25 protein-coding genes, 2 tRNA genes and 1 pseudogene are annotated in these 26383 nt (G+C 64.9%); 17 read left to right on the top strand and 11 right to left on the bottom strand.

All coding sequences use genetic code 11. The annotated features are described in order from the left end of the window. Positions 1-2 precede the first annotated feature (2 nt). Positions 3-476, bottom strand: coding sequence for a thioredoxin-dependent thiol peroxidase (gene bcp, locus B586_RS13790; protein ID WP_047316631.1), 474 nt, complete (start codon positions 474-476; stop codon positions 3-5). Between the two features lie 106 nt (positions 477-582). Between bcp and B586_RS13785 the strand changes: the two genes are divergently transcribed. Then, a complete protein-coding gene (locus tag B586_RS13785) occupies positions 583-810 on the top strand; it encodes a DUF3618 domain-containing protein (RefSeq protein WP_054879656.1) in 228 nt (75 codons plus the stop codon). A gap of 1 nt (position 811) precedes the next feature. Here B586_RS13785 and B586_RS13780 read toward each other — a convergent pair whose 3' ends face one another. Next, positions 812-1666, bottom strand: a complete 855-nt coding sequence (locus tag B586_RS13780; protein ID WP_054879657.1) for a lysophospholipid acyltransferase family protein — start codon at positions 1664-1666, stop codon at positions 812-814. Between the two features lie 107 nt (positions 1667-1773). On the opposite strand from B586_RS13780, the gene B586_RS13775 reads away from it, so the two are divergent. Beyond that, a complete protein-coding gene (locus B586_RS13775) occupies positions 1774-2340 on the top strand; it encodes a TetR/AcrR family transcriptional regulator (protein ID WP_054879658.1) in 567 nt (188 codons plus the stop codon). Positions 2341-2348: 8 nt separating this feature from the next. Here B586_RS13775 and B586_RS13770 read toward each other — a convergent pair. Beyond that, positions 2349-2421: transfer RNA gene (locus B586_RS13770), tRNA-Lys, on the bottom strand. 194 nt (positions 2422-2615) lie between these two features. Here B586_RS13770 and B586_RS13765 point away from each other — a divergent pair. Further along, positions 2616-3839 (top strand): L,D-transpeptidase, encoded by a 1224-nt coding sequence (locus B586_RS13765; RefSeq protein WP_054879659.1) that lies wholly within the window; start codon positions 2616-2618, stop codon positions 3837-3839. 24 nt (positions 3840-3863) lie between these two features. Here B586_RS13765 and B586_RS13760 read toward each other — a convergent pair. Continuing rightward, positions 3864-3939, bottom strand: a tRNA-His gene (locus B586_RS13760). A 49-nt stretch (positions 3940-3988) separates the two neighbouring features. Beyond that, positions 3989-4636, bottom strand: coding sequence for an oligoribonuclease (gene orn / locus B586_RS13755; protein ID WP_047316633.1), 648 nt, complete (start codon positions 4634-4636; stop codon positions 3989-3991). Between the two features lie 105 nt (positions 4637-4741). Here orn and B586_RS13750 point away from each other — a divergent pair, with 105 nt between their 5' ends. Further along, complete coding sequence (locus tag B586_RS13750) at positions 4742-6310, top strand: helicase HerA-like domain-containing protein (RefSeq protein ID WP_054879660.1); 1569 nt, start codon at positions 4742-4744, stop codon at positions 6308-6310. Between the two features lie 3 nt (positions 6311-6313). Here B586_RS13750 and cmrA read toward each other — a convergent pair whose 3' ends face one another. After that, positions 6314-7120 carry a mycolate reductase gene (gene cmrA, locus B586_RS13745; RefSeq protein WP_054880905.1) on the bottom strand — a complete coding sequence of 269 codons (807 nt, stop codon included), beginning with the start codon at positions 7118-7120 and terminating at the stop codon, positions 6314-6316. 148 nt (positions 7121-7268) lie between these two features. Between cmrA and B586_RS13740 the strand changes: the two genes are divergently transcribed. Next, positions 7269-8594 carry an MFS transporter gene (locus B586_RS13740; protein ID WP_054879661.1) on the top strand — a complete coding sequence of 442 codons (1326 nt, stop codon included), beginning with the start codon at positions 7269-7271 and terminating at the stop codon, positions 8592-8594. Between the two features lie 6 nt (positions 8595-8600). Here the strand turns inward: B586_RS13740 and B586_RS13735 are convergent, their stop codons facing one another. Together B586_RS13735 and B586_RS13730 are read right to left on the bottom strand one after the other, a co-directional pair. Beyond that, positions 8601-9371, bottom strand: a complete 771-nt coding sequence (locus B586_RS13735; RefSeq protein WP_054880906.1) for an MmpS family transport accessory protein — start codon at positions 9369-9371, stop codon at positions 8601-8603. Positions 9372-9477: 106 nt separating this feature from the next. Continuing rightward, on the bottom strand, positions 9478-10146 hold the full coding sequence (locus B586_RS13730; protein ID WP_047316650.1) for an SACE_7040 family transcriptional regulator: 669 nt from the start codon (positions 10144-10146) through the stop codon (positions 9478-9480). Between the two features lie 100 nt (positions 10147-10246). Between B586_RS13730 and B586_RS13725 the strand changes: the two genes are divergently transcribed. From B586_RS13725 to B586_RS13675, 11 genes are all read left to right on the top strand, one after another. Continuing rightward, positions 10247-11884, top strand: coding sequence for an AMP-binding protein (locus B586_RS13725; protein WP_054879662.1), 1638 nt, complete (start codon positions 10247-10249; stop codon positions 11882-11884). A 110-nt stretch (positions 11885-11994) separates the two neighbouring features. Continuing rightward, on the top strand, positions 11995-12741 hold the full coding sequence (locus B586_RS13720) for a CoA transferase subunit A (protein WP_054879663.1): 747 nt from the start codon (positions 11995-11997) through the stop codon (positions 12739-12741). Beyond that, a complete protein-coding gene (locus B586_RS13715) occupies positions 12738-13385 on the top strand; it encodes a 3-oxoacid CoA-transferase subunit B (RefSeq protein WP_054879664.1) in 648 nt (215 codons plus the stop codon). The genes B586_RS13720 and B586_RS13715 overlap by 4 nt, the downstream gene beginning before the upstream one ends. Beyond that, entirely contained in the window at positions 13382-14962 is a 1581-nt protein-coding gene (locus tag B586_RS13710) for a carboxyl transferase domain-containing protein (RefSeq protein ID WP_156166332.1), read from the top strand. Before B586_RS13715 ends, B586_RS13710 begins: the two co-directional genes overlap by 4 nt. Before the next feature lie 5 nt (positions 14963-14967). Continuing rightward, entirely contained in the window at positions 14968-16962 is a 1995-nt protein-coding gene (locus B586_RS13705) for an acetyl-CoA carboxylase biotin carboxylase subunit (RefSeq protein WP_054880907.1), read from the top strand. 6 nt (positions 16963-16968) lie between these two features. Continuing rightward, a complete protein-coding gene (locus B586_RS13700) occupies positions 16969-18135 on the top strand; it encodes an acyl-CoA dehydrogenase family protein (RefSeq protein ID WP_047316640.1) in 1167 nt (388 codons plus the stop codon). Beyond that, a complete protein-coding gene (locus B586_RS13695; RefSeq protein WP_264067798.1) occupies positions 18117-18638 on the top strand; it encodes a MaoC family dehydratase in 522 nt (173 codons plus the stop codon). Before B586_RS13700 ends, B586_RS13695 begins: the two co-directional genes overlap by 19 nt. After that, positions 18635-19453: an HpcH/HpaI aldolase/citrate lyase family protein gene (locus tag B586_RS13690; RefSeq protein WP_054879666.1), complete on the top strand. Its 819-nt coding sequence runs from the start codon at positions 18635-18637 to the stop codon at positions 19451-19453. The genes B586_RS13695 and B586_RS13690 overlap by 4 nt, the downstream gene beginning before the upstream one ends. 109 nt (positions 19454-19562) lie before the next feature. Further along, a complete protein-coding gene (gene pdhA / locus B586_RS13685) occupies positions 19563-20663 on the top strand; it encodes a pyruvate dehydrogenase (acetyl-transferring) E1 component subunit alpha (protein ID WP_047316653.1) in 1101 nt (366 codons plus the stop codon). Positions 20664-20673: 10 nt separating this feature from the next. Beyond that, the gene (bkdB, locus tag B586_RS13680; RefSeq protein WP_054879667.1) at positions 20674-21729 is read left to right on the top strand and encodes a 3-methyl-2-oxobutanoate dehydrogenase subunit beta; all 1056 of its coding nucleotides are present in this window, start codon (positions 20674-20676) and stop codon (positions 21727-21729) included. Further along, entirely contained in the window at positions 21726-22931 is a 1206-nt protein-coding gene (locus tag B586_RS13675; RefSeq protein ID WP_054879668.1) for a dihydrolipoamide acetyltransferase family protein, read from the top strand. The genes bkdB and B586_RS13675 overlap by 4 nt, the downstream gene beginning before the upstream one ends. Here the strand turns inward: B586_RS13675 and B586_RS13670 are convergent. The 3 genes and pseudogenes from B586_RS13670 to B586_RS13660 form a co-directional block, all read right to left on the bottom strand. Next, positions 22928-24141 (bottom strand): annotated as a pseudogene (locus B586_RS13670) (HNH endonuclease signature motif containing protein). The gene B586_RS13675 and the pseudogene B586_RS13670 sit on opposite strands and share 4 nt — an antisense overlap. Positions 24142-24403: 262 nt before the next feature. After that, complete coding sequence (locus B586_RS13665) at positions 24404-25174, bottom strand: enoyl-CoA hydratase (RefSeq protein ID WP_054880908.1); 771 nt, start codon at positions 25172-25174, stop codon at positions 24404-24406. A 120-nt stretch (positions 25175-25294) separates the two neighbouring features. After that, positions 25295-25771, bottom strand: a complete 477-nt coding sequence (locus tag B586_RS13660) for a hypothetical protein (protein WP_236971293.1) — start codon at positions 25769-25771, stop codon at positions 25295-25297. A 164-nt stretch (positions 25772-25935) separates the two neighbouring features. On the opposite strand from B586_RS13660, the gene B586_RS13655 reads away from it, so the two are divergent. Next, the gene (locus B586_RS13655; RefSeq protein ID WP_047315763.1) at positions 25936-26382 is read left to right on the top strand and encodes a helix-turn-helix domain-containing protein; all 447 of its coding nucleotides are present in this window, start codon (positions 25936-25938) and stop codon (positions 26380-26382) included. Position 26383: the final 1 nt, after the last annotated feature.

Genomic DNA, 26383 nt, shown 5'->3' with positions numbered 1-26383 from the left:
GTTTAGACCGACAAGTCGCGCCGAAGTTTGGCGACATGGCCCGTGGCCTTGACGTTGTACTGCGCGACCGCGATTCTGCCCTTGTCGTCGACCACAAATGTGGAACGGATCACACCCTGGACGGTCTTACCGTACATCTGCTTTTCGCCGTAGGCGCCCCAGGCCGACAGCACCTTGCGGTCGGGATCGGATAGCAGCGGAAACGTCAGCCGTTCGGCGTCACGGAATTTAGCCAGCTTGGTCGTTGGGTCGGGGGAGATCCCGACCACATCGAGCCCAGCATCGTTGAGGTCATGCAAATTGTCTCGAAAATCACATGCCTGTTTGGTGCATCCCGGTGTCAACGCCGCCGGGTAGAAATACACGACGACGCGCCGTCCCCGATAGTCGGCCAGCGAAACCGTCTTGCCGTCGGCGTCAGGCAGGCTGAACGCAGGCGCTTGGTCGCCGGGCGCCAGCCGTGTGGTCTCGGTCAACGTGGGTCCTTTCTGCTCACCGGCGCGATGGGATCAGGGCCAGCTGATCTAGGGTAGTGCCTCAGGTGCATCAGGCAGGACACCGGAGGACTTGGAGGACAGAGACGTGGCGGACCGGCATCCCGACACCATCAAGCAGGAGATCGACGTCGCCCGCGAACAGCTCGCGGCGACCGTCGACTCGCTTGCTGAGCGTGCCAACCCCCGCCGCCTCGCCGATGATCTCAAGGCCCGGGTGGTCGAGTTTGTGAAAAAGCCGGTGGTGATCGCCTCGCTGGTGGGGATCTCCTCGGTCGTCGTGGTCGTGCTGGTCCGCCGGATCAGGAATCGCTGAGTCAGGACGAAACTGGTTGCAGCGCAGGGGATTCCTTGACTGCACTGGCCCATGCCAGCGGGTTGAGTTTGCGGAAGGGGTCGCCTCCGCGGATCGCCAACAGCTCGCAGAGGACCATTTCGAGCGATTGTTGGGTGCTCTTCTTGACCGACGCCACCCAATCCTGTGTCGAGATGCGGGCCGGCATCCCCGTGTCGATCGGTTCCCCGAAACGCAGGTACATGCGTTGCGGACGCAGTATGAGGGTCGGGCCGATGCCGCGCATCAACGGCATCGCCATGTCGGCACGGCCGGTTAGTTTCGCGCTGATGGCTTGGCTGAGCCGACCCAACACACTGTCGCGGGTGACCACGCTCTTGTAGACGTCGTCGCCGCCGACCAGGCCTACCGGCACGATCGGATACTCGTTTTCCACCGCGATCCGGGCGAATCCAGCACGGCCATTCCAACTCAGCCGGTACTCCTCGCCCTTGAACTTCGCGATCTCGCGGCCCCCGCCGGGAAAGACCAGGATGGTTTCGTTGTGCCGCATGAGCTCTCGCGCCGTCTCCGGGGCGCCGACGACACCGCCGTAGGCGGTCATCAGGTCGCGGCCAAACCCCCGCTGCTGCCCGAACCGGCGATCAGCCAGCGGCCGCACCCGGACGCCGATCGCGCGACGCACGAAGTGGGGAATCAACAACACCTCGCCGCCGACAAACTGAGTGTGGTTGCCCACCAACAGGAACCGGCCATCGGCCGGCAACTTGTCCAGACCGCTCACATACGGGCGGGAAAGGTCGATGACGGGCGCAATCCCGTCGTGCATCTTGTCGAGTGCCCCGCGCAAGCTTTGGACACGGCGGGAATGGTTCATCACTGCATCGACATCGATTGGCTCGCTCACGGGATCCTCGCCTAGGCGTCAGGGTGGTGTGCCACCACCCTACCAAACGAACTAGTTCGTGCGGATATGCTTTTACAGTGCGAACCACGACCGAACTGCGCGACACGATCCTGAGCGCTGCGCGGTCGGAGTTCGCACAATATGGGCTGGCCGGGGCCCGGATCGACCGCATCGCCCGCGCTGCCGAGGCCAGCAAGGAGCGCCTTTACGCCCACTTCAAGGACAAGGAGGCGTTGTTCCGCAGTGTGGTCGCCGCCGACATGGCCGAGTTCTTCGCTGCGGTCACGCTGCGCCCGGACGCGGTAGCGGAGTTTGTCGGCGACATCTACGACCTGGCCTGCCGGCGACCCGAGCACCTGCGCATGATCACCTGGGCGAACCTGGAAGGCTTGGCGCTCGACCCCATCGAGGATCTGGAATCAATCCAGGCCCGCGACATCGGGGTTATCGAGGCCGCCCAGGCCGCGGGTCACGTCGATGCGGCCTGGCGTCCGATGGATCTGCTGGTGATCTTGTTCGGCGTCGGCTTGGCGTGGGCGCAGTCGCCGCATCCCGACGCCAGTACTTCCGATCCGACGATCATTGCCGCGCGCCGCACAGCCGCCGTAGCGGCAGCACGCCGCATCGTGGCACCCGCAACCTGAAAGATGGGTGCGCCGTCAGGGTTTCGAACCCCGGACCCGCTGATTAAGAGTCAGCTGCTCTACCAACTGAGCTAACGGCGCCTTGATCGACCCAGCGAAGAATCGACCCAGCCAAGGCACACTAACAGGCTCTGCGCTGTGAGGCGAAATCTCGCCGGTGAACCCGGTGCGAGCTTCCCGGCGCCGCCGCCTATCTGGCCCTAGACTACTGCCGAGTCTACAAGCTCAGCCTGAGTGCGAGGTGGGTGTGGGTGGAGGGAGGAGGTGAGATAAGGATGCGAAACGTGGCCGGTGCGGCCCGTCGGGTTCGGCTCAAAGCGTGGCGAGCGCGGCTAGCGTTGCTGATGATTCCGGTCGCTGTGTTCGCCGTCGCCTGCGGCGGGGGCGGCGGCACCGCACCGGTGAACGTCATCGGCGATAAGGGCACGCCATTTGCCGATCTGCTGGTCCCGAAGCTCACCGCCTCGGTGACCGACGGTGCCGTCGGTGTCACCGTGGATGCGCCAGTCACGGTGACCGTCGCTGACGGTGTGCTGGCGGCGGTCACCATGATCAACGACAACGGCCGGACGATTACTGGTCAACTTAGCCCCGACGGGCTGCGCTGGTCGACCACCGAGCCGCTGGGCTTCAACAGGCGCTACACGCTGAGTGCGAAGGCGCTCGGGCTAGGTGGGGCGGCGAACCGCCAGATGACCTTCCAAACCAGTTCTCCCGCGCACCTGACGATGCCTTACGTCAATCCAGGTGACGGCGAGGTGGTGGGCATCGGGGAGCCGGTGGCGATCCGGTTCGACGAGAACATCGCAAACCGCGCCGCCGCGCAGAAGGCCATCACCATCACCGCCAACCCGCCCGTTGAGGGTGCGTTCTACTGGCTGAATAACCGCGAAGTGCGTTGGCGTCCTGAGCATTTCTGGAAGTCGGGGACAGCTGTTGATGTGGCGGTCAACACGTACGGCGTCGACTTGGGCGACGGGATGTTCGGCGAGGACAACGTGAAGACACACTTCACCATCGGCGACGAGGTCGTCGCGACTGCTGACGACACCACCAAGATGCTGACCGTGCGGGTCAACGGTGAAGTGGTCAAGACCATGCCAACATCGATGGGCAAGGACAGCACCCCAACAGCCAACGGCATCTACATTGTCGGCGCGCGGTATAAGCACATCATCATGGACTCGTCGACCTACGGAGTTCCCGTCAACTCGCCCAACGGATATCGCACCAATGTCGATTGGGCTACGCAGCTGTCCTACAGCGGCGTCTACGTGCACTCCGCGCCGTGGTCGGTGGGCGCCCAAGGCCACACCAACACCAGCCACGGGTGTTTAAATGTGAGCCCGAGCAATGCGCAGTGGTTCTACGACCACGTCAAGCGCGGCGACATCGTCGAAATCGTCAACACGGTGGGAGGTACCCTGCCCGGCGCCGAGGGCCTCGGGGACTGGAACATTCCCTGGGCGCAGTGGAAGGCGGGCAACGCCAACACCTGACGCTCCGCGTCGCGATCTGACCTGTGGGGTGAGTGACGGGACTCGAACCCGCGACACCCAGGATCACAACCTGGTGCTCTACCAACTGAACTACACTCACCATGGCCGCCGGCCGGCCCTAGCAGGGTCAACGAGCGGCGCTGTTGATATTAACCGCTCGGACGCTCGTCGGCCGAATCGATATCTCCTGGCGTGGCGGGCGCGCCGGAAAGATCGGCGACTATTGCCGCGATTTCGCTGGTAGACGGCCCGGGCGGGGGCACAAAGGCGGTGCGGCGGTAGAACTGCAGCTCCCGGATGGATTCGTGAATGTCGGCCAGTGCCCGATGCGTGAGCCCTTTGGTCGGCTGGCCGAAATAAATGCGTGGGTACCAGCGCCGGCAGAGTTCTTTAATCGAGCTGACGTCGATCATCCGATAGTGCAGGAACGAGTCCAGAGTGGGCATGTCGCGGGCGATGAACGACCGATCGGTGGCGATCGAATTGCCCGCCAGCGGAGCCGTCTTCGGTTGCTTGACGTGGTCGTTGATGTAATCGAGCACTATCGTCTCGGCGGTCGCCAGGTCGACGACGGATGCCTCCACCTCGCTGATTAGTCCTGACCGCGAGTGCATCTCAGCGACCACGTCGATCATTGACGAGAGCGCGTCGCTGTCGGCGTGGATCACCACATCGACTCCGTCGCCGAGGATGTTCAGCTCGGCATCGGTGACTAGGGCTGCGATCTCGATCAACTTGTCCGAACCCAGATCCAGCCCGGTCATCTCGCAGTCAATCCACACTAATTCGTCGCGCACAGCGCTCTACAGTAGGCGCACGTGAGACCTGCCTCGGTCTCCCCCCGGCAAGTAGTGTGATGGTTTGCCGTACTGCATGGGGAATCACGGGGGACAGGGGGCACGATGAGCACCGAACCAGCGGCCAGCGTGCCGGCGATGCGGATCGCGAGCGGTTATGCCGTCGCAGGCCAGGCGCTGGAATTGGGGACCGTCGTCGTCGACGGCGAGGTCGATCCGACCGCGCAGATCCGCATTCCGCTGGCCACGATCAACAGGCACGGCCTCGTGGCCGGCGCGACCGGGACGGGTAAGACCAAGACGCTGCAGCTCATCGCGGAGCAGCTCAGCGTTGCGGGTGTGGCTGTGCTGATGGCCGACGTCAAGGGCGACCTGTCCGGTCTGGTCCGGGCGGGGGAGGCCAACGATAAGACCGCCGTGCGGGCTAAGGACACCGGGGACAACTGGGCACCGACCGGATTCCCAGTGGAGTTTTTGTCGCTCGGCACCGACGGAATTGGCGTGCCGGTGCGCGCTACCGTTGCCAGCTTCGGCCCGATTCTGTTATCAAAGGTGTTGGGGCTCAATGCTACTCAAGAATCGACGCTGGGTCTGATCTTCCATTGGGCCAAGGATAACGACCGTCAGTTGGTCACCCTCGACGATCTGCGTAGGGCCATCAGCCACCTGACCACCGACGAGGGCAAGGCCGACCTGAAATCCCTCGGCGGGGTGTCCTCGACCACGGCGGGCGTCATCCTGCGGGCGCTGGTCAATCTGGAAGCCGAGGGCGGAGATACGTTCTTCGGCGAGCCGAAGCTGGACCCGCAGGATCTGCTGCGCGTCGATGACCAAGGTCGCGGCATCATTTCGCTGCTCGAATTCAGCGGTCAATCGTTGCGTCCGGTCATCTTCTCCACCTTCCTGATGTGGGTGCTGGCCGATCTGTTCACCGTCCTGCCTGAGGTCGGCGATGTGGACAAGCCCAAGCTGGTCTTCTTTTTCGACGAGGCGCACCTGCTGTTCACCGACGCCTCGAAAGCGTTCCTCGAGCAGGTCGAGCTGACTGTAAAGCTGATTCGCTCCAAGGGCGTCGGGGTATTCTTTTGCACCCAGTTGCCCACGGACCTGCCCAACAATGTGCTGTCCCAGTTGGGTGCCCGTATCCAGCATGCCCTGCGGGCGTTCACCCCGGATGACCATAAGGCGCTGTCCAAGACTGTGCGCACCTATCCGAAAACCGATGTCTACGACTTGGAGTCGGCGTTAACGTCGTTGGGAATCGGTGAGGCCGTCGTCACGGTGCTGTCCGAGAAGGGCGCACCGACACCCGTCGCGTGGACGCGCATGCGGGTGCCGCGGTCGCTGATGGGCGCCATCGGCACCGACGAGATTGCCGCCGCGGCCAAATCCAGCTCGCTGCACGCCAAGTACGGCCAGACGATTCAGCGGCCATTGGAACCTCAAGTGCCCCAACCGAAAGGACCGCCGCAGCAGACGCCGCCGCGCGGGAAGTACGACCCCCTGCCTTGGCCGGACGAGATCGACGTGCCACCCATGCCCGCGCCCGCTACGCCGCAAGGCCCGGCCATTTGGGAACAAGTGCTGAAGAACCCGACCGTGAAGAGCGCCCTCATGACCGCTATACGCGAATTTATCCGCAGCCTGTTCGGGACCGGACGCCGCCGAAAGTAACGGCTACCCGCCGCCGAGCTTCTTGTAGAAGCTGCCCACGATCGGTGCGACGATGGCGCGTGGCGCGTACCCGCTCGCCACCGACATGGCTTTCGAGGTCAAGCCAGGGACAACGCGCATCTTGTTGCGCTCCAAAGCATCCAGCGACAGCCGCGCGGTGTGCTCCGTCGAGATCCAGAGGAAGTCAGGCACCAGCTTTTCGACGAGCGATGCTTCGGCGTCATCGGGCAGCTCGGTGCGCACCGGGCCCGGCGCCAGCAGCGTGACGTGCACACCGGAGCCGCGCAATTCACCGCGCAACGATTCGCTGAAGGTGTTCGCGAACGCCTTGGTGGCGGCATACGTGGCGTTGTAGGGGATCGGTGAATTGCCGGCAGCCGAGCCAGAAATCAATATCCCGCCGGCCTTACGCTCGATCATGCCCGGCAGTACCGCCAACGTAAGGTCGTGCACCGCTACGGCATTCAGCTGGACCTGAGCTTTTTCACCGGCCGGGTCGAGTGCAGAGACTGGGCCGAACGTTGCCGTGCCGGCGTTGGCGCACAGGATCGAGATGGGGCGCGCGGCCAGTTCGTCGGCCAGTTTCGTTCGTTCGGATGGGTCGGCGAGATCGACCGGTCGCACGTCGACCGCGACACGATATTTGTCGGTCAAACGGGCGGCCAGGTTGGTGAGCACGTCTTCGCGTCGCGCGGTGACGATTAGGCTGTGTCCACGCGCGGCAAGTTCGGTGGCTAGCGCTTCGCCGATGTTCTGTGAGGCTCCGGTCACAACGGCACGCGCGTCGGGGCTGGGGGCTGGTATCGGCATGCGCCAATGGTAGACACGCAGCGATCGCAAGCGCGGTGGAGCCGGGCGCAGCGGGTCGCTGCGTATCCGACCCTGCAGCGATCGCAAGCGCGGTGGAGCCGGGCGCAGCGGGTCGCTGCGTATCCGACTCACCCGTAGAGTGCCGGGCATGAGTCAGCCGGAGTCGGGCGCGGATACCTTGGTGCGATCTCGGGTTGCGGCGTGGGCGATGTGGGACTGCGGTTCGACCGGTCTTAACGCCATCGTGGCGACCTTCGTCTTCTCCGTCTACCTGACCAGCAGCGTGGGTGTGGGCATGCCCGGCGGTACCTCACCGGCGAGCTGGCTGGGTCGCGCGGGGGCTGTTGCTGGGTTGACCATCGCGGTGCTGGCACCGGCCATCGGCGTATGGGTGGAGTCCCCGCATCGGCGGCGGGTGACACTGGGCGTGCTGACTGGCCTCGCGGTAGCGCTGACCTGCGCGATGAGCTTGATCCGCGACCAACCTGGCTACCTTTGGGCCGGATTGGTGCTGTTGGCCGGAACAGCCGCATGCGGTGACCTGGCCAGCGTCCCGTACAACGCGATGCTGCGCCAGCTCTCGACGCCGGCGACAGCCGGCCGGATTTCCGGCTTGGGTTGGGCGTCGGGATATGTCGGCAGCGTCGTCTTGTTGCTGCTGATCTACCTGGGTTTCATTTCCGGCACCGGTGAGCTGCGCGGGCTGCTCCAGCTGCCCACCCATGACGGAATTTACGTACGCGCGGCGATGCTGTTGGCCGCGGCGTGGCTGGCGTTGTTGGCTCTGCCGCTGCTGTTAATGGCGCACCGACTGCCCTCGTTGGGCGAGGTGTCTCATCCGACGAGCATGCTGGGTGGCTACCGCAAGCTGTGGTCAGAGGTCTCCGCGGAATGGCGCCGCGACCGTAACCTGGTCTACTTCCTGGTGGCCAGCGCGCTCTTCCGGGACGGTTTGGCGGCGATGTTCGGCTTCGGCGCTGTGCTCGGTGTCAACGCCTACGGAATTTCACAAGCCAATGTGTTGGTGTTCGGTGTGGCCGCCAGCGTGGTGGCCGCTGTGGGGGCGGTGCTCGGCGGGTTCGTCGACCACCGGATTGGATCTAAACGAGTCATTGTGGGGTCACTGGTCGCGATTATCGTCACGGCGCTGACTTTGATGACGCTCTCCGGCCCGCTCGCCTTCTGGGTGTGCGGGTTGGCGCTGTGCCTGTTTATCGGACCGTCGCAGTCGTCGTCGCGCGCTCTGTTACTGCACATGGCGAAGCACGGTGGGGAAGGCGTGGCGTTCGGCCTCTACACGATGACGGGACGGGCGGCGTCGTTCGTGGCGCCGTGGCTTTTCTCGGTATTTGTCGACAGCTTCGGCGCCGTCCGGGCCGGCCTGGGTGGGATCTCAGTGGTGCTGCTGGCCGGGCTGCTGGGAATGCTGGTGGTCCGCGTCCCAATGCAGCGGGTCGCCGCTCGTCGAGCCTAGGGCGTCTTAGCGGGGGGCGTCGCAGATCGTCAGACCTACCCCGGTGTGCTGACGTACTTGAACTCCGGCCACCGTGACCGAGCAGGTGACATCGTGGCCGATGTTGACGATCGTGACGCTTGCCGGATGAACGGCTGACTTTGACAGGCTGACCTGTTTGCTCCACGGCAGCACCACGTTGAACTCGGTCTGGATGACGTCGCCGGTATCCATGTAGGTGACGCTAATGGCCCGGCCTTGGCCAGTGACGCTATAGACCACGTCCAGCATCGCGGACGGCCCGGTGGTCTGCGTGGGAGTACCAGGGCCGGTAGTCGATGGTGCCGGCCCGGCGGTGGGTGTGGGCGACGTCTCGGTGCTCGGGGTGGCCGAACTTGATTCCGGCATAGCGGGTAACGGCGGGACGACCGTCTGTGTTTTGATCGCGCCATTCGCGATGATCAGCGCAATGACCAGCCCGACTACCAGCACAACGGATGCGCCCGCCGCGACCCACAACAACCAGTGCGGTGATTTTGGCCCGTGCGGTGGTGGGGGACTCAGCCCCGCTGGAGGTATTCCGGTTGGTGGGGGCTGGTCTTGCTGCCAGTATGGCGGCAACTGTTGGGTCGGGTTCGACGTCCAGGGCGGAAGCGGAGCGCCGTACGCGGGCGCGTAGGGCGCTTGCTCGGCATAGGCCGGGTCGGTGAGCGGCGAGTATTGGCGACCCTGCGGCTCGATCGGTCCAGACCCAGGTAAACTGGGACCAAGCCACTCAGGTCGACGTGGATCGTTCATGTCCACCTCAACCTCATGGGATGCAGGGTACCTGGACCTGGCGTTCGACGTATGACAGCTGCTATCGACGTTGTCGCCGATATCGAGGTGGTACCCGAACCTTGGTTCAGTCGGTCACACGTTGGCACTGATCTGCGGCTGCTAGCGCGGCTACGGTCATCGCCCGCATGATGGTGCGGCACCGTTCCGCGCTGGCCGGCTTGGTGCGCGAATTATCCAGGGACTTCATGCTGTGCGGCGTCGAGTTCAGCAGACCAAATACCGCGTGCGCTGCCAACCGGGCGTTGGCTTCGGCAAGTTGGGGATTCAGCTGGCGCAGTACAGCCACCCATACCTCCACGTACTGTCGCTGAGCTTTGCGAACCTGTCGTTCGGCGACAGCGGGCAGGTAGGCAAGATCTCGGTCTTGAATACGGATCAAGTCGGGTTCGCCCAGTGCAAAGTCGAGGTGAAAATCGATGAGGCCGTCCAGCGCCGCGCTCGCATCACCGCTGCGGGCCGTCACGTCACGGGCGCCGGCCAGCAGTCGGGCGCTGATCCCGACCAGCAGCTCCACCAGCAGCGACTCCTTGTTGGGGAAGTGTCGGTAGATGGCCGGACCACTGACCCCCGCGGCGGCGCCGATGTCTTCTAGCCGCACCGCGAGGAAACCGCGTTGCGCGAAGAGCCGTTCGGCGGCGGACAGAAGTTGCAGGCGTCGGTCGGACTTCAGCTGGCTGCGGCGATTGGGTGTTTCGGGAGACCCGGGCTGGTCGTCGGGTGTGGACGCTGTCATGACGGCCTCCATCCGCAACTCGCGCTGGACACTTCGGTTAATCGTCACTAACGTAACATGAGTTATTGGCCATTAACTTTAAGGAATCGTGGCAGTAGCGATGGACTGCGATCCGCCGTCTCATGCCCCTTCTTATGACCGAGGTCCGAGCAAGCCTCGGCTGCTCGAGACAACCATCGGCGCCAACTTGGCCGATACGGCCGCTGAATACCCGCACAGGGATGCATTGGTTGACGTCTGGGCGGGGCGACGATGGTGTTACGCAGAACTGCTGGCCGCCGTACGCCGACTGGCGACGGGGCTGATGCGGGCGGGGATCCGGGTGGGTGATCGGGTCGGCATCTTGGCGCCGAACCGATGGGAGTGGGTGCTCGTCCAGTATGCGACCGCCGAGATTGGCGCGATCCTGGTGACCCTAAACCCTGCCTACCAGGCGCGCGAATTGGAGTACGCGCTAAGGCAGTCCGGGGTCGCGATGGTGATCGCCGCCCCCAATTTTAGGACCTCGGACTACGCCACGATGCTGGCCGAGGTGGCGCCGCAGTGCCCTGGCCTGTCCGACGTCGTGTTCATGGACAGCGAACGCTGGGACGAACTGGCCGGTGCGGAAATCGACCTCGCTGCGCTGGCGGCGATCGCGGCGACACTGCGAAACAGCGATCCCATCAACATCCAATACACCTCTGGCACTACGGGATACCCGAAAGCTGTCACGCTGAGCCACCGCAACATACTTAACAATGGCTATCTGGTGGGCGAGTTGCTCGAGTACACCGCGCTCGATCGGATCTGTATCCCGGTGCCCTTCTATCACTGCTTCGGCATGGTGATGGGGAATCTGGCGGCCACTAGCCACGGCGCCTGCATGGTGATCCCGGCGCCCGGCTTTGCCGCTGCGGCAACTCTGCAGGCGGTGCAGGCCGAGCGGTGTACGAGTCTCTACGGCGTACCAACGATGTTCATCGCCGAGCTGGGCCTGCCGGGGTTCGCTGACTACGAGCTGGGCAGTCTACGCACCGGGATCATGGCGGGTTCGCCATGTCCGGTTGAGGTGATGCGCAAGGTGATCGAGCGCATGCACATGCCGGGCGTCTCGATCTGCTATGGGATGACCGAGACTTCGCCAGTGTCCACGCAGACGCGGATGAACGACTCGCTGGCGCGGCGCGTTGGCACCGTCGGCCGGGCGGGTCCTCATCTGGAGATCAAGGTGGTGGATCCGGTGACCGGTGAGACGGTGCCCCGCGGCGTAGCCGGCGAGTTCTGCACGCGGGGCTATTCGGTAATGGCCGGGTATTGGAATGACCCGGAGAAGACCGCCGAGATGCTCGATGCGGATGGCTGGATGCACACCGGAGATTTGGCCACCATGGACGCGTGCGGGTACGTCGAGATCACCGGCCGGATCAAGGACATCGTCGTTCGAGGCGGTGAGAACATCTCGCCGCGCGAGATCGAGGAGTTCCTCTACACGCATCCCGATATCGTCGACGGCCACGTCATTGGGGTGCCCGACGAAAGGTATGGCGAGGAGCTTATGGCCGTGGTCAAGCTACGCCAAGGGGCCCCGGGTTTGACCATCGAGGCGTTGCGCGAGTTCTGCACGGGCCAGATCGCCAGGTTCAAGATCCCGCGCTATCTGTGGATCGTTGATGAGTTCCCGATGACCGTTACCGGCAAGGTCCGCAAGGCACAGATTCGCCAGCAGGCAATTGAGTACCTGCGTGGCCCAGGTTGAGTGTCGCCTTGCTGGACGCACCGCGGTGGCGATGGTATTCTCGCCCCAGTTAATGAGCATTAACTGAAACTCTGCATAGACCGCCCCGGCGGCGAGGAGGCTCTGCGGTAATGGACAAAGTGGTGGCTACCGCTGCGGAGGCGGTCGCGGACATCACCGACGGGTCGTCGCTGGCAGTAGGGGGATTCGGGCTCTGCGGCATTCCCGAAGCGCTCATTGCGGCGGTGGCTGACAGCGGGGTCCGTGACTTGGAAACGGTGTCGAACAACTGCGGTGTTGACGGCGTCGGTCTCGGACTTCTTTTGCAGCACAAGCGAATTCGCCGGACAATCTCGTCGTACGTGGGCGAGAATAGGGAGTTCGCCCGCCAATTCCTGTCCGGCGAACTTGAGGTGGAGCTGACCCCCCAGGGCACCCTGGCGGAGCGCCTGCGTGCCGGCGGGATGGGGATACCTGCTTTCTATACGCCGGCCGGTGTCGGCACTGAAGTCGCCAACGGCGGGCTGCCGTGGCGCTACGACGCCTCGGGTGCGGTGGCGGTGGTGTCGCCGGCCAAGGAGACCCGTGAGTTCGACGGTGCCACTTATGTTCTCGAGCGGGCAATCCGCACTGACTTTGCGCTGGTGCACGCTTGGAAGGGCGATCGACACGGCAACCTGGTGTATCGCGAGTCGGCCGCTAACTTCAACCCGGAATGCGCCGGTGCGGGGCGGATCACCATCGCTGAGGTCGAACACCTCGTCGAGGCCGGAGAGATCGACCCTGCCGCTGTGCACACGCCGGGCATCTACGTGCAGCGAGTCGTGCACGTGCCCAAGCCCATCAAGCGGATCGAGAAGGAGACGGTGCGGCAATGAGTTGGACCAGAGACGAGATGGCCGCCCGGGTGGCCGCGGAATTCGAGGACGGCCAATACGTCAACCTGGGCATCGGGATGCCCACGCTGATTCCGAATCATCTGCCCGACGGCGTGCACGTCGTCTTGCATTCGGAGAACGGGATCCTGGGTGTCGGCCCCTACCCTCGGCGCGAGGATGTCGACGCCGATCTGATCAACGCGGGCAAGGAGACGGTCACCACCCTGCCGGGGGCCGCGTTCTTCTCCTCGTCGTCCTCATTCGGAATCATCCGCGGTGGACACCTGGACGTCGCAGTGCTTGGGGCCATGCAAGTCTCGGCCACCGGCGACCTCGCCAACTGGATGATCCCGGGCAAGATGGTCAAGGGCATGGGCGGTGCGATGGACCTGGTGCACGGCGCCCGCACGGTGATTGTGATGATGGAGCACGCCGCCAAGGACGGCACCCCCAAGATCGTCGAGCGGTGCACCTTGCCGCTGACCGGCGCGCACTGCGTGAACCGCATCGTCACTGACCTCGCGGTCATCGACGTCTGCGACGACGGCCTGCACCTGATCGAGACCGCCCCCGACGTATCGGTCGACGAAGTCGTCGCGAAGACTCAACCGCCCCTGGTGTTTTCGGATCTGGTGGCCCAGTGACGACCATCGCTGCGCCGTCGTTCGCCGACGAGCACCGTCGGCTGGTGGCGGAGTTGAACGACAAGCTTGCCGCCGCGGCCCTGGGCGGTAACGAACGTGCGCGGGAACGCCACATCAGCCGCGGCAAGCTGCTGCCCCGCGAACGGGTGGACCGGCTGCTGGATCCGGGCAGCCCGTTTTTGGAGTTGGCTCCGCTGGCCGCGGGCGGCATGTACGGCGACGAGTCCCCAGGTGCGGGGATCATCACTGGGATCGGCCGGGTTTCTGGGCGCGAGTGCGTGGTCGTCGCCAACGACGCGACGGTCAAGGGCGGCACCTACTATCCAATGACGGTTAAGAAACACCTGCGGGCGCAGGAAGTCGCGCTGCAGAACCGGCTGCCGTGCATCTACCTGGTGGACTCCGGCGGCGCCTTCCTGCCACGCCAGGATGAGGTGTTCCCGGACCGCGAGCACTTCGGCCGGATCTTCTACAACCAGGCGACGATGAGCGCCCAAGGCATTCCCCAGGTGGCGGCGGTGCTCGGTTCGTGCACGGCGGGCGGGGCTTACGTGCCGGCGATGAGCGACGAGGCGGTCATCGTTCGCGAGCAGGGCACGATCTTTCTCGGTGGTCCGCCGCTGGTCAAGGCCGCCACCGGCGAGATCGTCTCTGCCGAGCAGCTCGGCGGCGGCGACCTGCATTCGCGGGTGTCCGGTGTCACCGACCACCTCGCCGACGACGACGAGGACGCGCTGCGGATCGTGCGTGCTATTGCGGCCACTTTCGGCCCGCGCGACCCCGCCCAATGGCAGGTGAGCCGTCCCGCTGAGCCCAAGCATGCACAGACCGAGCTCTACGATGTTGTCCCGCCGGATCCACGGGTGCCCTACGACGTGCGTGAGGTGATCGTGCGGCTGGTCGACGGCAGCGAATTCCAGGAATTCAAAGCCAAATACGGCAAGACGCTGGTGACCGCCTTCGCGCGCATCCACGGCCACCCGGTCGGAATCATCGCCAACAACGGCGTGCTGTTCAGCGAATCTGCGTTGAAGGGCGCGCATTTCATCGAGCTCTGCGACAAGCGCAAGATCCCGCTGCTGTTTCTGCAAAACATCGCCGGCTTCATGGTCGGCCGGGACTACGAGGCCGGCGGCATCGCTAAGCATGGCGCCAAGATGGTGACCGCCGTGGCCTGTGCCCGAGTGCCCAAGCTGACCGTCGTGATCGGCGGATCCTATGGCGCGGGCAACTACTCGATGTGCGGACGGGCATACTCGCCGCGTTTTCTGTGGATGTGGCCGAATGCGCGGATCTCGGTGATGGGTGGCGAGCAGGCCGCGTCTGTGCTGGCGACCGTGCGCGGCGAGCAACTCGCGGCGGCCGGCGCACCCTGGTCAGCCGACGAGGAGGAAGCCTTTAAAGCGCCCATTCGGGCGCAGTACGAGGACCAGGGCAACCCCTATTACTCGACCGCTCGCCTATGGGACGACGGCATCATCGACCCGGCCGACACCAGAACATTTGTGGGGCTTGCCCTTTCGGCGTGTTCCCACGCACCGCTGGAACCGGTCTGCTACGGCGTCTTCCGGATGTGACGGCGATGTTTGACACCGTGTTAGTGGCCAACCGCGGCGAGATTGCTGTTCGGGTGATCCGGACGCTGCGTCGGCTAGGTGTCCGATCGGTCGCCGTGTATAGCGATCCCGATGCCTGCGCCCGGCACGTGCTCGAGGCTGACGCCGCGGTAAGGTTAGGACCCGCCGCGGCGCGGGAAAGCTACCTCGACATCGGTCGCGTGATTGACGCCGCGGTGCGCAGCGGAGCCCAGGCGATTCACCCCGGCTACGGATTCCTTTCCGAGAATGCTGGTTTCGCCGCAGCCTGCGAACGTGCCGGGGTGGTGTTCGTCGGCCCACCGGCGCGCGCTATCGAGGTGATGGGGGACAAGATCGCCGCCAAGAACGCGGTCGCCGCTTTCGGGGTGCCGGTGGTGCCCGGGGTGGCCCGGCCCGGGCTCACCGACGACGAACTGGTCGCCGCCGCCGATGAGGTCGGCTATCCGGTATTGATCAAGCCATCCGCGGGCGGCGGGGGCAAGGGTATGCGGCTGGTGGCGGATCCGGCGCTGCTACCCGAGGCGCTGCTGGGCGCCCGGCGCGAGGCCGCGTCCTCGTTCGGCGACGACACACTGTTTCTGGAACGATTTATGTTGCAGCCCAGGCATATTGAGGTTCAAGTGTTGGCCGACAGCCACGCCAACGTGGTGCATCTCGGTGAGCGTGAATGCAGCCTGCAGCGGCGCCACCAGAAAGTCATCGAGGAGGCGCCGTCTCCGCTGCTGGACACCGCCACGCGCACGCAGATCGGTGCCGCGGCCTGCGACACCGCCCGCAGCGTCGACTATGTCGGCGCCGGCACGGTGGAGTTCATCGTCTCGGCTGACCGGCCTACCGAGTTTTTCTTCATGGAGATGAATACCCGCCTACAGGTGGAACATCCTGTTACTGAGGCGATCACCGGGCTGGACCTCGTCGAGTGGCAACTGCGGGTGGCGGCCGGTGAGAAGCTGTTGTTCGCGCAGGACGACGTCACGTTAAGCGGGCACGCCATCGAAGCACGGGTGTACGCCGAGGATCCCGGGCGGGGATTTCTGCCCACCGGTGGGCGGGTGCTGGATGTGCTCGAACCCTCGGGTACCGGTGTGCGGGTGGATTCTTCGCTGCTGCCCGGCACCGTCGTCGGCAGCGACTATGATCCGATGCTGAGCAAGGTGATCGCGCATGGGGTCGACCGCGATCAGGCGTTGGCGCGGCTCGACCGGGCGCTGGCTCGGACCGCGGTTCTGGGGGTGCAGACCAATCTGGAATTTCTCCGGTTTCTGCTCGCCGACGATCGGGTGCGTGCCGGAGATGTGGATACCGCCTTGCTGGACGAGCGGCTCGCTGACTTCGCGCCGCTGCCGGCGCCCGATGACGTGCTCGCCGCCGGCGGCTTATATCGGCAGTGGGTCTTGGCTCGGCGCGCCCGGGGCAACCCGTGGGACGCGCCGACCGGATGGCGCGTCGGGGGCGGCGCGGCGCCGGTGCGCACCGCGATGCAAACGGCGCTGCGCAGTGCGACAGTGTCGGTGTGTGGGCTGCCTGAGGCCGCCGCGGTCCAGGTTGGTGATGGCGAAATGCTGTCCGCGAGTGTGCAACTCGTGGGAGATCAGCTGCACGTGACACTGGACGGGCTGCGTCGGGAGTATCACTGGGCAGAGGCCGACCGGCATCTGTGGATCGCCGACGAGCGGGGAACGTGGCATCTGCGCGAGGCGGAGGAGCACAAGATCCACCGTGCGGCAGGTGTGCAGCAGGCCGAGGTCATCAGCCCTATGCCCGGCAACGTGATCGAGCTAAAGGTCACCTCGGGCTCGCACGTTTCTGAAGGAGACGTGGTGGTGGTCGTCGAAGCGATGAAGATGGAACACTCACTGGCCGCGCCGGTTTCGGGTCGCATTGAGGTGTCGGTGTCCGTCGGTGATCAGGTGATCGTCGACCAAGTGCTGGCCAGGGTAATCCCGGTCTCCGAAGAGCCCGCAGAGAGCAAGGATTAGAGGATCATGCCCACAACCATCACGGCAGGGGCACTGCCAAAGGAATACCTGGATCTTCGCGACACGGTGGCCGATTTCGCGCGAACCGTGGTCGCTCCGGTTTCAGCCAAACATGATGAGGAGCACAGCTTCCCGTACGAGGTCGTCGCCAAGATGGGTGAGATGGGACTGTTTGGGTTGCCGTTCCCCGAAGAGTACGGCGGCATGGGTGGCGACTATTTCGCACTGGCGGTGGCGCTCGAAGAGCTCGGCAAAGTTGACCAGTCGGTGGCGATCACGTTAGAAGCGGGGGCAAGTCTGGGGGCCATGCCGATCTACCGGTTCGGTACTGAAGAGCAGAAAAGCACGTGGCTGCCCGACCTAGTCGCCGGCCGGGCGTTGGCCGGCTTCGGGCTCACCGAACCGGGGTCCGGCTCGGAGGCCGGCGGCACCCGCACCACGGCCCGTCTGGACAACGGCGAATGGGTGATCAACGGCACCAAGCAGTTCATCACCAACTCCGGCACCGACATCACCTCGCTGGTCACGGTCACCGCGGTCACCGGAACCCGCGCGGACGGCCACAAAGAGATTTCGACGATCATCGTGCCAAGCGGAACAACGGGATTCACCGTCGAGCCGGCCTACAACAAGGTCGGCTGGAACGCCTCGGACACCCACCCCCTGACATTCGTCGACGTGCGCGTCCCGGAGGAGAATCTGCTGGGCCCGCGCGGGAGCGGGTATGCGAACTTCCTGTCCATCCTGGATGAAGGCCGCATCGCAATCGCCGCATTGGCTACCGGGGTGGCGCAGGGGTGCGTCGACGAGAGCGTCAAGTACGCCAAGGAGCGCCAGTCGTTCGGCCAGCCGATCGGCTCTTACCAGGCGATCAGCTTCAAGATCGCGCGGATGGAGGCACGTGCGCACGTTGCCCGCACCGCGTACTACGATGCGGCCGCAAAGATGTTGGCAGCCAAGCCGTTCAAGAAGGAGGCGGCGATCGCAAAGATGATCGCGTCGGAGGCGGCGATGGACAACGCCCGTGACGCAACCCAGATCCATGGCGGCTACGGTTTCATGAACGAGTATCCGGTAGCCCGTCATTACCGTGACAGCAAGATTCTCGAGATCGGTGAGGGCACCACTGAGGTGCAGTTGATGCTCATCGCGCGATCGCTGGGACTGCGGTGACCGCCCAGGAGCCGGCAAGCAAGTCAGTTGTTCAGCGGGGCTTGTGGTTCGAAGAGTTCGAGATTGGCACGACATACCTGCACCGACCCGGCCGCACGGTCACCGAAGCCGACAACGTGCTGTTCACCACGCTGACGATGAACACCCAGTCGCTGCATCTTGATGCGGCGTGGGCGGCCGAGCAGCCGGGCTTTCGGGGCCAGCGGCTGGTGAACTCAATGTTCACCCTCTCGACGCTGGTCGGGCTGTCGGTTGGGCAGCTGACGCTGGGCACCATCGTGGCCAACCTCGGCTTTTCCGAGGTGTCGTTCCCCAAGCCCGTCTTCCACGGCGACACTCTGTATGCCGAGACGGTATGCACCGGCAAACGCGAATCGAAGAGCCGGCCCGGCGAGGGCATCGTCACCCTCGAACACACCGCGCGCAACCAGCACGGCGACGTTGTCGCGCGGGCGGTGCGCACGACGCTCGTACAGCGGCGACCAGCGCAGGAGTCCCGATGAACTTGCGCGCCGCCGGTCCGGGATGGCTGTTCTGCCCGGCCGATCGACCCGAGCGGTTCGCCAAGGCCGCCGCCGCCGCCGATGTGGTGATCCTGGACCTCGAGGATGGCGTGGCGCAGGCTGAGAAAGCCGTCGCCCGCAAAGCGCTGCGGGACACTCCGCTCGACCCCGAGCGCACGGTGGTGCGGATCAACGCCGCCGGCGGCGATGAACAGGCCCGCGACCTGGACGCCCTGGCCGGTACGGCGTACTCAACAGTGATGCTGCCGAAGGCTGAGTCGGCGACCCAGGTGGTCGCACTCGCGCCGCGCGACGTTATCGCGCTGGTTGAGACGGCGCGGGGTGCGGTGCTGGCCGCCGAAATCGCCGCGGCCGACGGCACCGTCGGGATGATGTGGGGCGCCGAGGACCTCATCGCCACCCTGGGTGGCAGCTCCAGCCGGTGGGCCGGCGGCGGTTATCGGGATGTGGCCCGCCATGTCAGGTCGACGGTCTTGCTTGCGGCATCCGCGTTCGACCGGATCGCGCTCGACGCCGTGCATTTGGACATTCGCGACATTGACGGCCTGCGGGCCGAAGCTGACGACGCCGTGGCGGTGGGTTTCGATGCGACGGTGTGCATTCACCCCAGCCAGATCCCGGTGGTGCGCAAGGCCTATCGACCCAGCGAGGAGAAGCTGGCCTGGGCGCGACGGGTATTGGCAGCGGCCCAGACCGAGCGCGGGGTGTTCGCGTTCGAAGGGCAGATGGTAGATTCGCCGGTGCTCAAGCACGCGGAAATGCTGCTGCTGCGGGGCAATCCTGCCTTGGGGTGACGGTTGACCGCACTCGCGACACGTTCTGCACGTTGCCTCGGTGAGCCCGGTGTTCTCGGATTCGAGGGCATAATGGGCAGTGCGCGTTCGCGCTGACGAGGAGGTCAGTATGGCAGGCAGTTCCCTGATGCCTGGGATACCGATGACTGTCGACCTCGAGCCGGTGCAACTCGTCGGTCCGGATGGGATGCCGACGGCTGAACGCCGCTACACCGGAGATCTTCCCGCCGAAACATTGTGTTGGCTCTACGAGCTGATGGTGGTCACCCGAGAGCTCGACACCGAGTTTGTCAACCTGAAGCGCCAAGGTGAGTTGGCGCTGTTTGCGTCCTGTCGTGGTCAGGAAGCTGCGCAGGTGGGTGCTGCGGCCTGTCTGCGCAAGACTGACTGGCTGTTTCCCCAATACCGTGAGTTGGGGGTCTATCTCGTGCGCGGTATCCCGCCCTGGCATGTGGGCGCCGCCTGGCGCGGAACCTGGCACGGCGGGCTGGAATTCACCAAGAAATGTTGTGCCCCGATGTCAATTCCGATCGGCACGCAGACCCTGCATGCGGTCGGGGCGGCGATGGCCGCGCAACGGCTAGGCGAGGACTCCGTGACGGTGGCCTTCCTCGGCGACGGCGCCACCAGCGTAGGCGACGTGCACGAGGCGCTGAACTTCGCGGCGGTGTTCGGCGCGCCGTGCTTGTTCTATGTGCAGAACAACCAGTACGCGATTTCGGTACCGGTATCCAAGCAGACCGCCGCACCGTCTATCGCGCACAAGGCAATCGGCTACGGTATGCCCGGCATCCGGGTGGACGGCAACGATGTGCTGGCGTGCTACGCCGTGACGGCCGAAGCCGTCGCGCGGGCCCGCGCCGGCGACGGACCGACGTTGATTGAGGCGGTCACCTACCGGCTCGGGCCGCACACCACTTCCGATGACCCGACTCGGTACCGGAGCCAGGAGGAAGTCGATCATTGGCTCGCGCGGGACCCAATTCCGCGCTACCGCACTTACTTACAGGGCCGGGGCCTGTGGTCGGACCGTCTTGAGGAGCGGGTAGCCGCCCGGTCGAAGCGAATGCGGGCAGAACTGCGCGACGCGGTTTTCGATGCGCCGGATTTCGATATCGATGAGGTGTTCACCACGGTGTACACCGAAATCACACCGGAACTGCAGGCGCAGCGGCAACAGTTGCGAGCCGAACTGGACCGGACTGAGTGAGGAGACGGACATGACGTCGATCGCCGATCCTCCGGCGCGCTCGAGTGAAGCGCTCACGGTGGCAGTGGGTGATGCTGCGCTCGGTGCACAGTCGATGACCATGGTGGCCGCGCTCAACCGTGCGCTGCATGACGCAATGGCCGCCGACGACCGGGTGTTGGTATTCGGCGAGGACGTTTCCGCCGCGGGTGGGGTATTCCGAGTCACCGAGGGATTGGCCGAAACCTTCGGCGGGGAGCGCTGCTTCGACACACCGCTGGCCGAGTCCGCGCTGATCGGCATCGCCATCGGGCTCGCGCTGCGTGGCTTTGTCCCGGTGCCTGAGATCCAGTTCGACGGCTTTTCCTACCCGGCCTTCGATCAGGTGGTCAGCCATCTGGCGAAGTACCGGACCCGCACCCGCGGCGAGGTGAATATGCCGGTCACGGTCCGGATCCCGTCGTTCGGCGGCATCGGTGCGGCCGAACATCATTCGGACTCCACTGAAACCTACTGGGCGCACACCGCGGGCCTGAAAGTGGTGGCCCCGTCGTCACCCGCTGATGCTTATTGGCTGCTGCGGCACGCGATCGACTGCCCGGACCCGGTGATGTACTTAGAGCCCAAACGCCGCTACCAGGGGCGCGGAATGGTCGACACCAGCAAGCCCGAACCCCCGATCGGGCAGGCGATGGTGCGCCGGACCGGCACCGATGTAACCGTCATAACTTATGGCAACCTCGTCAGTACCGCGATCTCGATTGCGGAAGAGACTGAGCAGCAACGTGGTTGGAGTATCGAAGTTATCGATCTCCGGTCGCTGGTCCCGGTGGACTTCGATACCATCGCCGCCTCCATCCACCGGACCGGGCGCTGTGTAGTGATGCACGAAGGGCCGCGTAGCCTGGGCTACGGCGCCGGCTTGGCCGCGCGTATCCAGGAAGATATGTTTTACGAGCTGGAGGCTCCGGTGTTGCGTGCCTGCGGTTTTGACACTCCCTATCCGCCGGCGCGGTTGGAGAGGTTGTGGTTGCCGGGCCCCGACCGGCTGCTGGACTGCGTCGAGCGTACGTTGGAACAGCCGTGAGCGCAGATCTTGCTCACGAGCGCGTCAAGTCTTTCCGTGTCCCCGACCTCGGCGAGGGACTCGAAGAAGTGACCGTGACGTGTTGGAACGTCGCCGTCGGCGACGACGTCGAGCTTAACCAGACGCTGTGCACAGTGGAGACGGCCAAGGCCGAAGTTGAAATCCCCAGTCCTTACGCTGGCCGGATCGTTGAAAGGGACGGCGCCGAAGGCGATGTGCTCAAGGTGGGCGCGGTGCTGGTCCGGATCGACACTGCACCGTCGGACGGGCCGGCGCCGTCCGCGCCGCTCAATGGTGAGGCCGCGGTGCCCACCCTGGTCGGCTATGGCGCTGACGCGGCCATCGATGCCAGCAGACGGTCAACTCGACCACTCGCCGCCCCACCCGTGCGCAAGCTGGCCAAAGATCTGTCGGTCGATCTCGCTTCGCTGCAGCGCGGCGCCGGCGAGGTGATCACTCGCGCGGACGTGCTGGCGGCTGCTCATGCGTCGGGCATCGGGCCCGAGGTACGACCGGTGCTCGGGGTGCAGGCCCGGATGGCGGAGACGATGACGCTGTCCCACAGGGAAATCCCGGCCGCAAAAGTCAGCTTGGGCGTTGATTGCACCGAGCTGCTGCGGCTGCGCGACCGGTTCCGCTCGCTCGCGCCGGTGCCCGACCACAAGATCACCCCGTTCGTGCTGACGCTGCGGCTGCTGGTTATTGCGTTGATCCACAACACAATTCTCAACTCCACCTGGGTCGACTCGCCGGAAGGGCCGCATGTCCACATCCACCGTGGCGTGCATCTGGGGTTCGGTGTGGCCACCAGACGTGGGCTGCTGGTCCCGGTTATTACTAACGCCCAAAACAAGACAACCCGCGAACTCGCCTCCCGGACAGCTGAATTGATCGCCGGTGCGCGCGAAGGCACCCTGACGCCTGCCGAGCTGCGCGGCTCGACGTTCACCGTGTCGAACTTTGGGGCGCTGGGTGTGGACGACGGCGTGCCAGTGATCAACCACCCCGAAGCGGCCATTCTGGGCATCGGAGCAATTAAGCCACGCCCGGTGGCCGTCGGCGATGAGGTGGTGGTGCGTCCGACCGCAACGCTGACATGCGTGTTCGATCACCGCGTGGCCGACGGTGCCCAGGTGGCCCAATTCATCTGCGAGCTCCGCGACCTGATGCAGTCGCCTGAGACCGCGTTGTTAGACCTCTAGGCCACATTTCCGTCATCGTCCCCGTCGTTGTCTCCGGCATGCAGGAGTTTTTCGGGGTGCCAGTAGGTGTTGGTGCGGGGTTGGCCGTGGTCGAGGTGCGGGGGCGGGATCCACTCGGTGTCGCCGCGGGTGTTTTTGCGGGTGGTCCAGCCGCCGGGTTGCAGGAGGCGGTGTTGGGGGCCGCAGCCGAAGGTGAGGTTGTTGATGTCGGTGCTGCGGCAGGTGGCGTAGGGGATGGTGTGATGGACTTCGCAGTAGTAGCCGGGTACTGTGCAGCCCGGCGCGGAGCAGCCCCGCTCCTTGGCGTACAAGACGATTCGCTGCCCGGGGGAGGCGAGTCGTTTGGTGTGGTAGAGCGCCAGCGCCTTGCCCTTATCGAAAATCGCCAGATAGTGCCGGGCGTGGCGCGCTAGGCGGATCACATCACTCATGGGCAATAGGGTGTCGCCGCCGGTGAGGCCTTTGCCGGCGGCAGCCTCGAGCTCGGCCAGGGTGGTGGACACGATGATGGAGGCCGGTAGCCCATTGTGCTGGCCCAGTTTTCCCGAGCACAGCAGGGCACGCAACGCGGCAGTGAGGGCGTCGTGGTTGCGTTGGGCGGGGCTGCGGGTGTCTTTGTCGATGGCCTGTTGGCTGGGTGCGCCGTCCACACATGCGGTGTCATCGGTGGGGTTACACATGCCGGGCGCGGCCAGTTTGGCCAGCACGGCCTCCAGGGTGGCGCGGGCCTCGGGGGTCAGCCAGCCGTGCAGTGCCGTCATGCCGTCGGCTTGCTGGTTGCCTAAGGTTAAGCCGCGCCGCCGGGCCCGGTCGGTGTCGCTGTAGTGCCGTCGGGGTTGAGGCAGTCGGCGAGCCGATCGGCCAGCCCGGCCAGGTGTTCGGGCCGAAACTGGGAGCCCAGTTTCGCGAGATGCGCTTCGGCGTGTTCGTGGGTCGCCGTATCGACCCAGCCGGGCAACCCGTGGCAGAACTTCCGAATCACCGCCACCTGACCGGCGCCGAGCTTGCCCTGGCGTTGCGCTGCGGCGGTCGCGGCCAAGACGGGTGGCAACGGTTCACCGGTCAAGCCCCGACGCGGCCCCAGATCGGCGGCCTCCCGGATACGCCGGGCGGCTTCGGCGCGACTGATCAGCGTCCACTCGGCGATCGCATGCGAAAGCTTGCCGCCGAGCTCTTCGGGGGTGGCTTGGCGGGCAAGCTGATTGATCATTGGGTGTTCGACGGCAGGTATCCTGCGGCGCACCCGCTCACAGCGCTCCAACAACACCAACCACTCCCGGGCGCACAGCGCATCAAAATCCAGCGCGACCACACCATCAACGGCAGCATCCAACGCATCAAAGGCCGCCGTGATCGCCTCCCGATCAACCACACCGCCCGAGCTCATACTGTGACGCTATCGGAGGGGTATGACAAAAACACCGCCCAGAAACCACTGAAACTGGTGTGACGCAAGTGATTAAAGCCAACAGCTATCTGCGTTGTGCTGCGGCCAATCGGGCAGCGAACTCCGGCGATTGGACCGATTTCGCCTGCGGCCCAAGTTCTAAGCGCTTGGCGAGTTCATGTTGCTCGTTGTCGAGCGACCCTGGGGTGGCGGTGGCACGCATGGTGGCCTTGGTTGCCAACACAACCTCGCGTGGCGCGGCCGCGGGTCCCGCGGCCAGCTCGAGCGCCGCACCGACGGGATCGTCGGCCACGCTGAGCGCTAAGCCGTGGCGCACGGCGGATTCGGCGTCGAAACACATGCCGAACAGCAAGGCCGCCCGAGCGACCTGAGGTCCCACCGCACGATGCAGCATCCAGCTCGCACCCCCGCCAGGGTGCAGTCCCAGCTTCTGGAAGCGGGCGTCGAACAACGCGGCTGGCCCCGCGATGCGCACGTCGGCGGCCAATGCCAGGTTCAGGCCGGCGCCGACGGCTACGCCGTTGACAGCGGCGATGGTGGGCAGACTGCAGTTGCCGACCGCCATGAAGCCGTCGTAAAGCCGCAGCAGCCCGGGTGCGGTCGCGCCATCAATCCCGGCGCCTAGGGCGCTAAGGTCGGCGCCGGCGCAGAACGCCTTGCCTGCCCCGGTGACCACCACGGCGTGCACGTCGGGATCGGCTTCGGCGCGTTCCACCGCGGCGCGTAGCTGTGCCGACATTTCGTCGGTCACGGCATTGCGCCGATCGGGGTCGTTGACGGTGAGGAGCGCGACGCGATCGGCGATGCTGCACACGACGAGGTCGGATTTCGCCATCGGTATCTCCGCTTTGCCATTGCCGGACACAGGTCGCCAGGCTGTTCGGACACGTCAGTGTACTTGGCAAATGCGGTGATGGCGTCATAGGCGATCGGCAACGCCGGAAGGTGCCTTTTCTTAAGCCTTGATCGAGGCTACGAGCAGATCGTTGAGTAGCATGTTGGCGACGTCGCAAACGTCTTCTAGGTAGCGGCGGGCACCTTCACTGGGAGTGAGATCGTTTGGTGCCCAGCTTAGTTCGTGTCGTCCTCGGGTCAGGCCGACCAAGAGCTGGCGGCCGGCAAGGTTGTTTAATCGTAGGAAGTATCCGGCTCCGTCCGCGTGGCCGTGGATGTTCAGCTCGATGCCGGGATCCCCGACGAGTACATCGGCACTTAGCGCCCGATAGACCAAGTCGGACAAGGTCGATCCCGGGGAGGCATCGCCAGGATCGGGCAGGTGGTGTGCCAGCTCATCGCCTTCGGCGTCGACCCAGGCCGCGAATGCATCATCGTCGATGCCGAACCGGGCGCGGATGCCGTTAGCGCTGATTACGAAGGCCGGTGCATCGTCAGCCGCGCGGTGCACTGTAGTCGGCCGCCGATTGAGCTCCACGTCGGTGCCCTCCTCCCGGCGGTGGTCTGACTAACAGCGCGTACTCTCGATTAAAGCAAGCAATCTATAGCAGCATATTAAAGCAAGTGATCTATAGCAGCGGAATTAGCATGCGGAGTTGGATTTCGGTGAACCTGTTTTCCTATGACTGGCGCAGGACGCGTATGAGCAGGCGGGTCCTGCGCGGATTCGATACGACCGAGTTCGCCGACGTGCGCCGCCGCCGCGGCCTTAGTGTGGGCGAGTTGGCTCGCCTCGCCGACGTCGGCGTATCGACAATTCACGCCTGGGAAGCTGGCAGAAGCACCCCTCAAGTCGACCTACTCGCACGGGTGATGGAAATCCTCGACGCGCCGATCAGCCAGGTCGTGCCGATCGAGCCTGCTGAGCGTTACCCCGGGGACTGGCGCGTGCTCAAGGGATTCACCCAGCCCGAGCTTGCGGCGCAGGCAAAGATCTCCACGACCACCCTGCGCAGTATCGAACGGGCTGAATTTGCCCTTACCGACGCCAACGCCACCACCCTGGCCGCACTGCTTGGCATCACCGCCGACGAATACCGCGCCTCGTACTATTGCGCGCGCCATAGACCCCCGGGCACGCCTGCCTGAG

Source organism: Mycobacterium haemophilum DSM 44634 (assembly GCF_000340435.2).
GTDB classification, from domain to species: Bacteria; Actinomycetota; Actinomycetes; order Mycobacteriales; family Mycobacteriaceae; genus Mycobacterium; species Mycobacterium haemophilum.
Note: the sequence above shows the minus strand (reverse complement) of the source record. Positions and strands in the feature narration are given on the sequence as shown.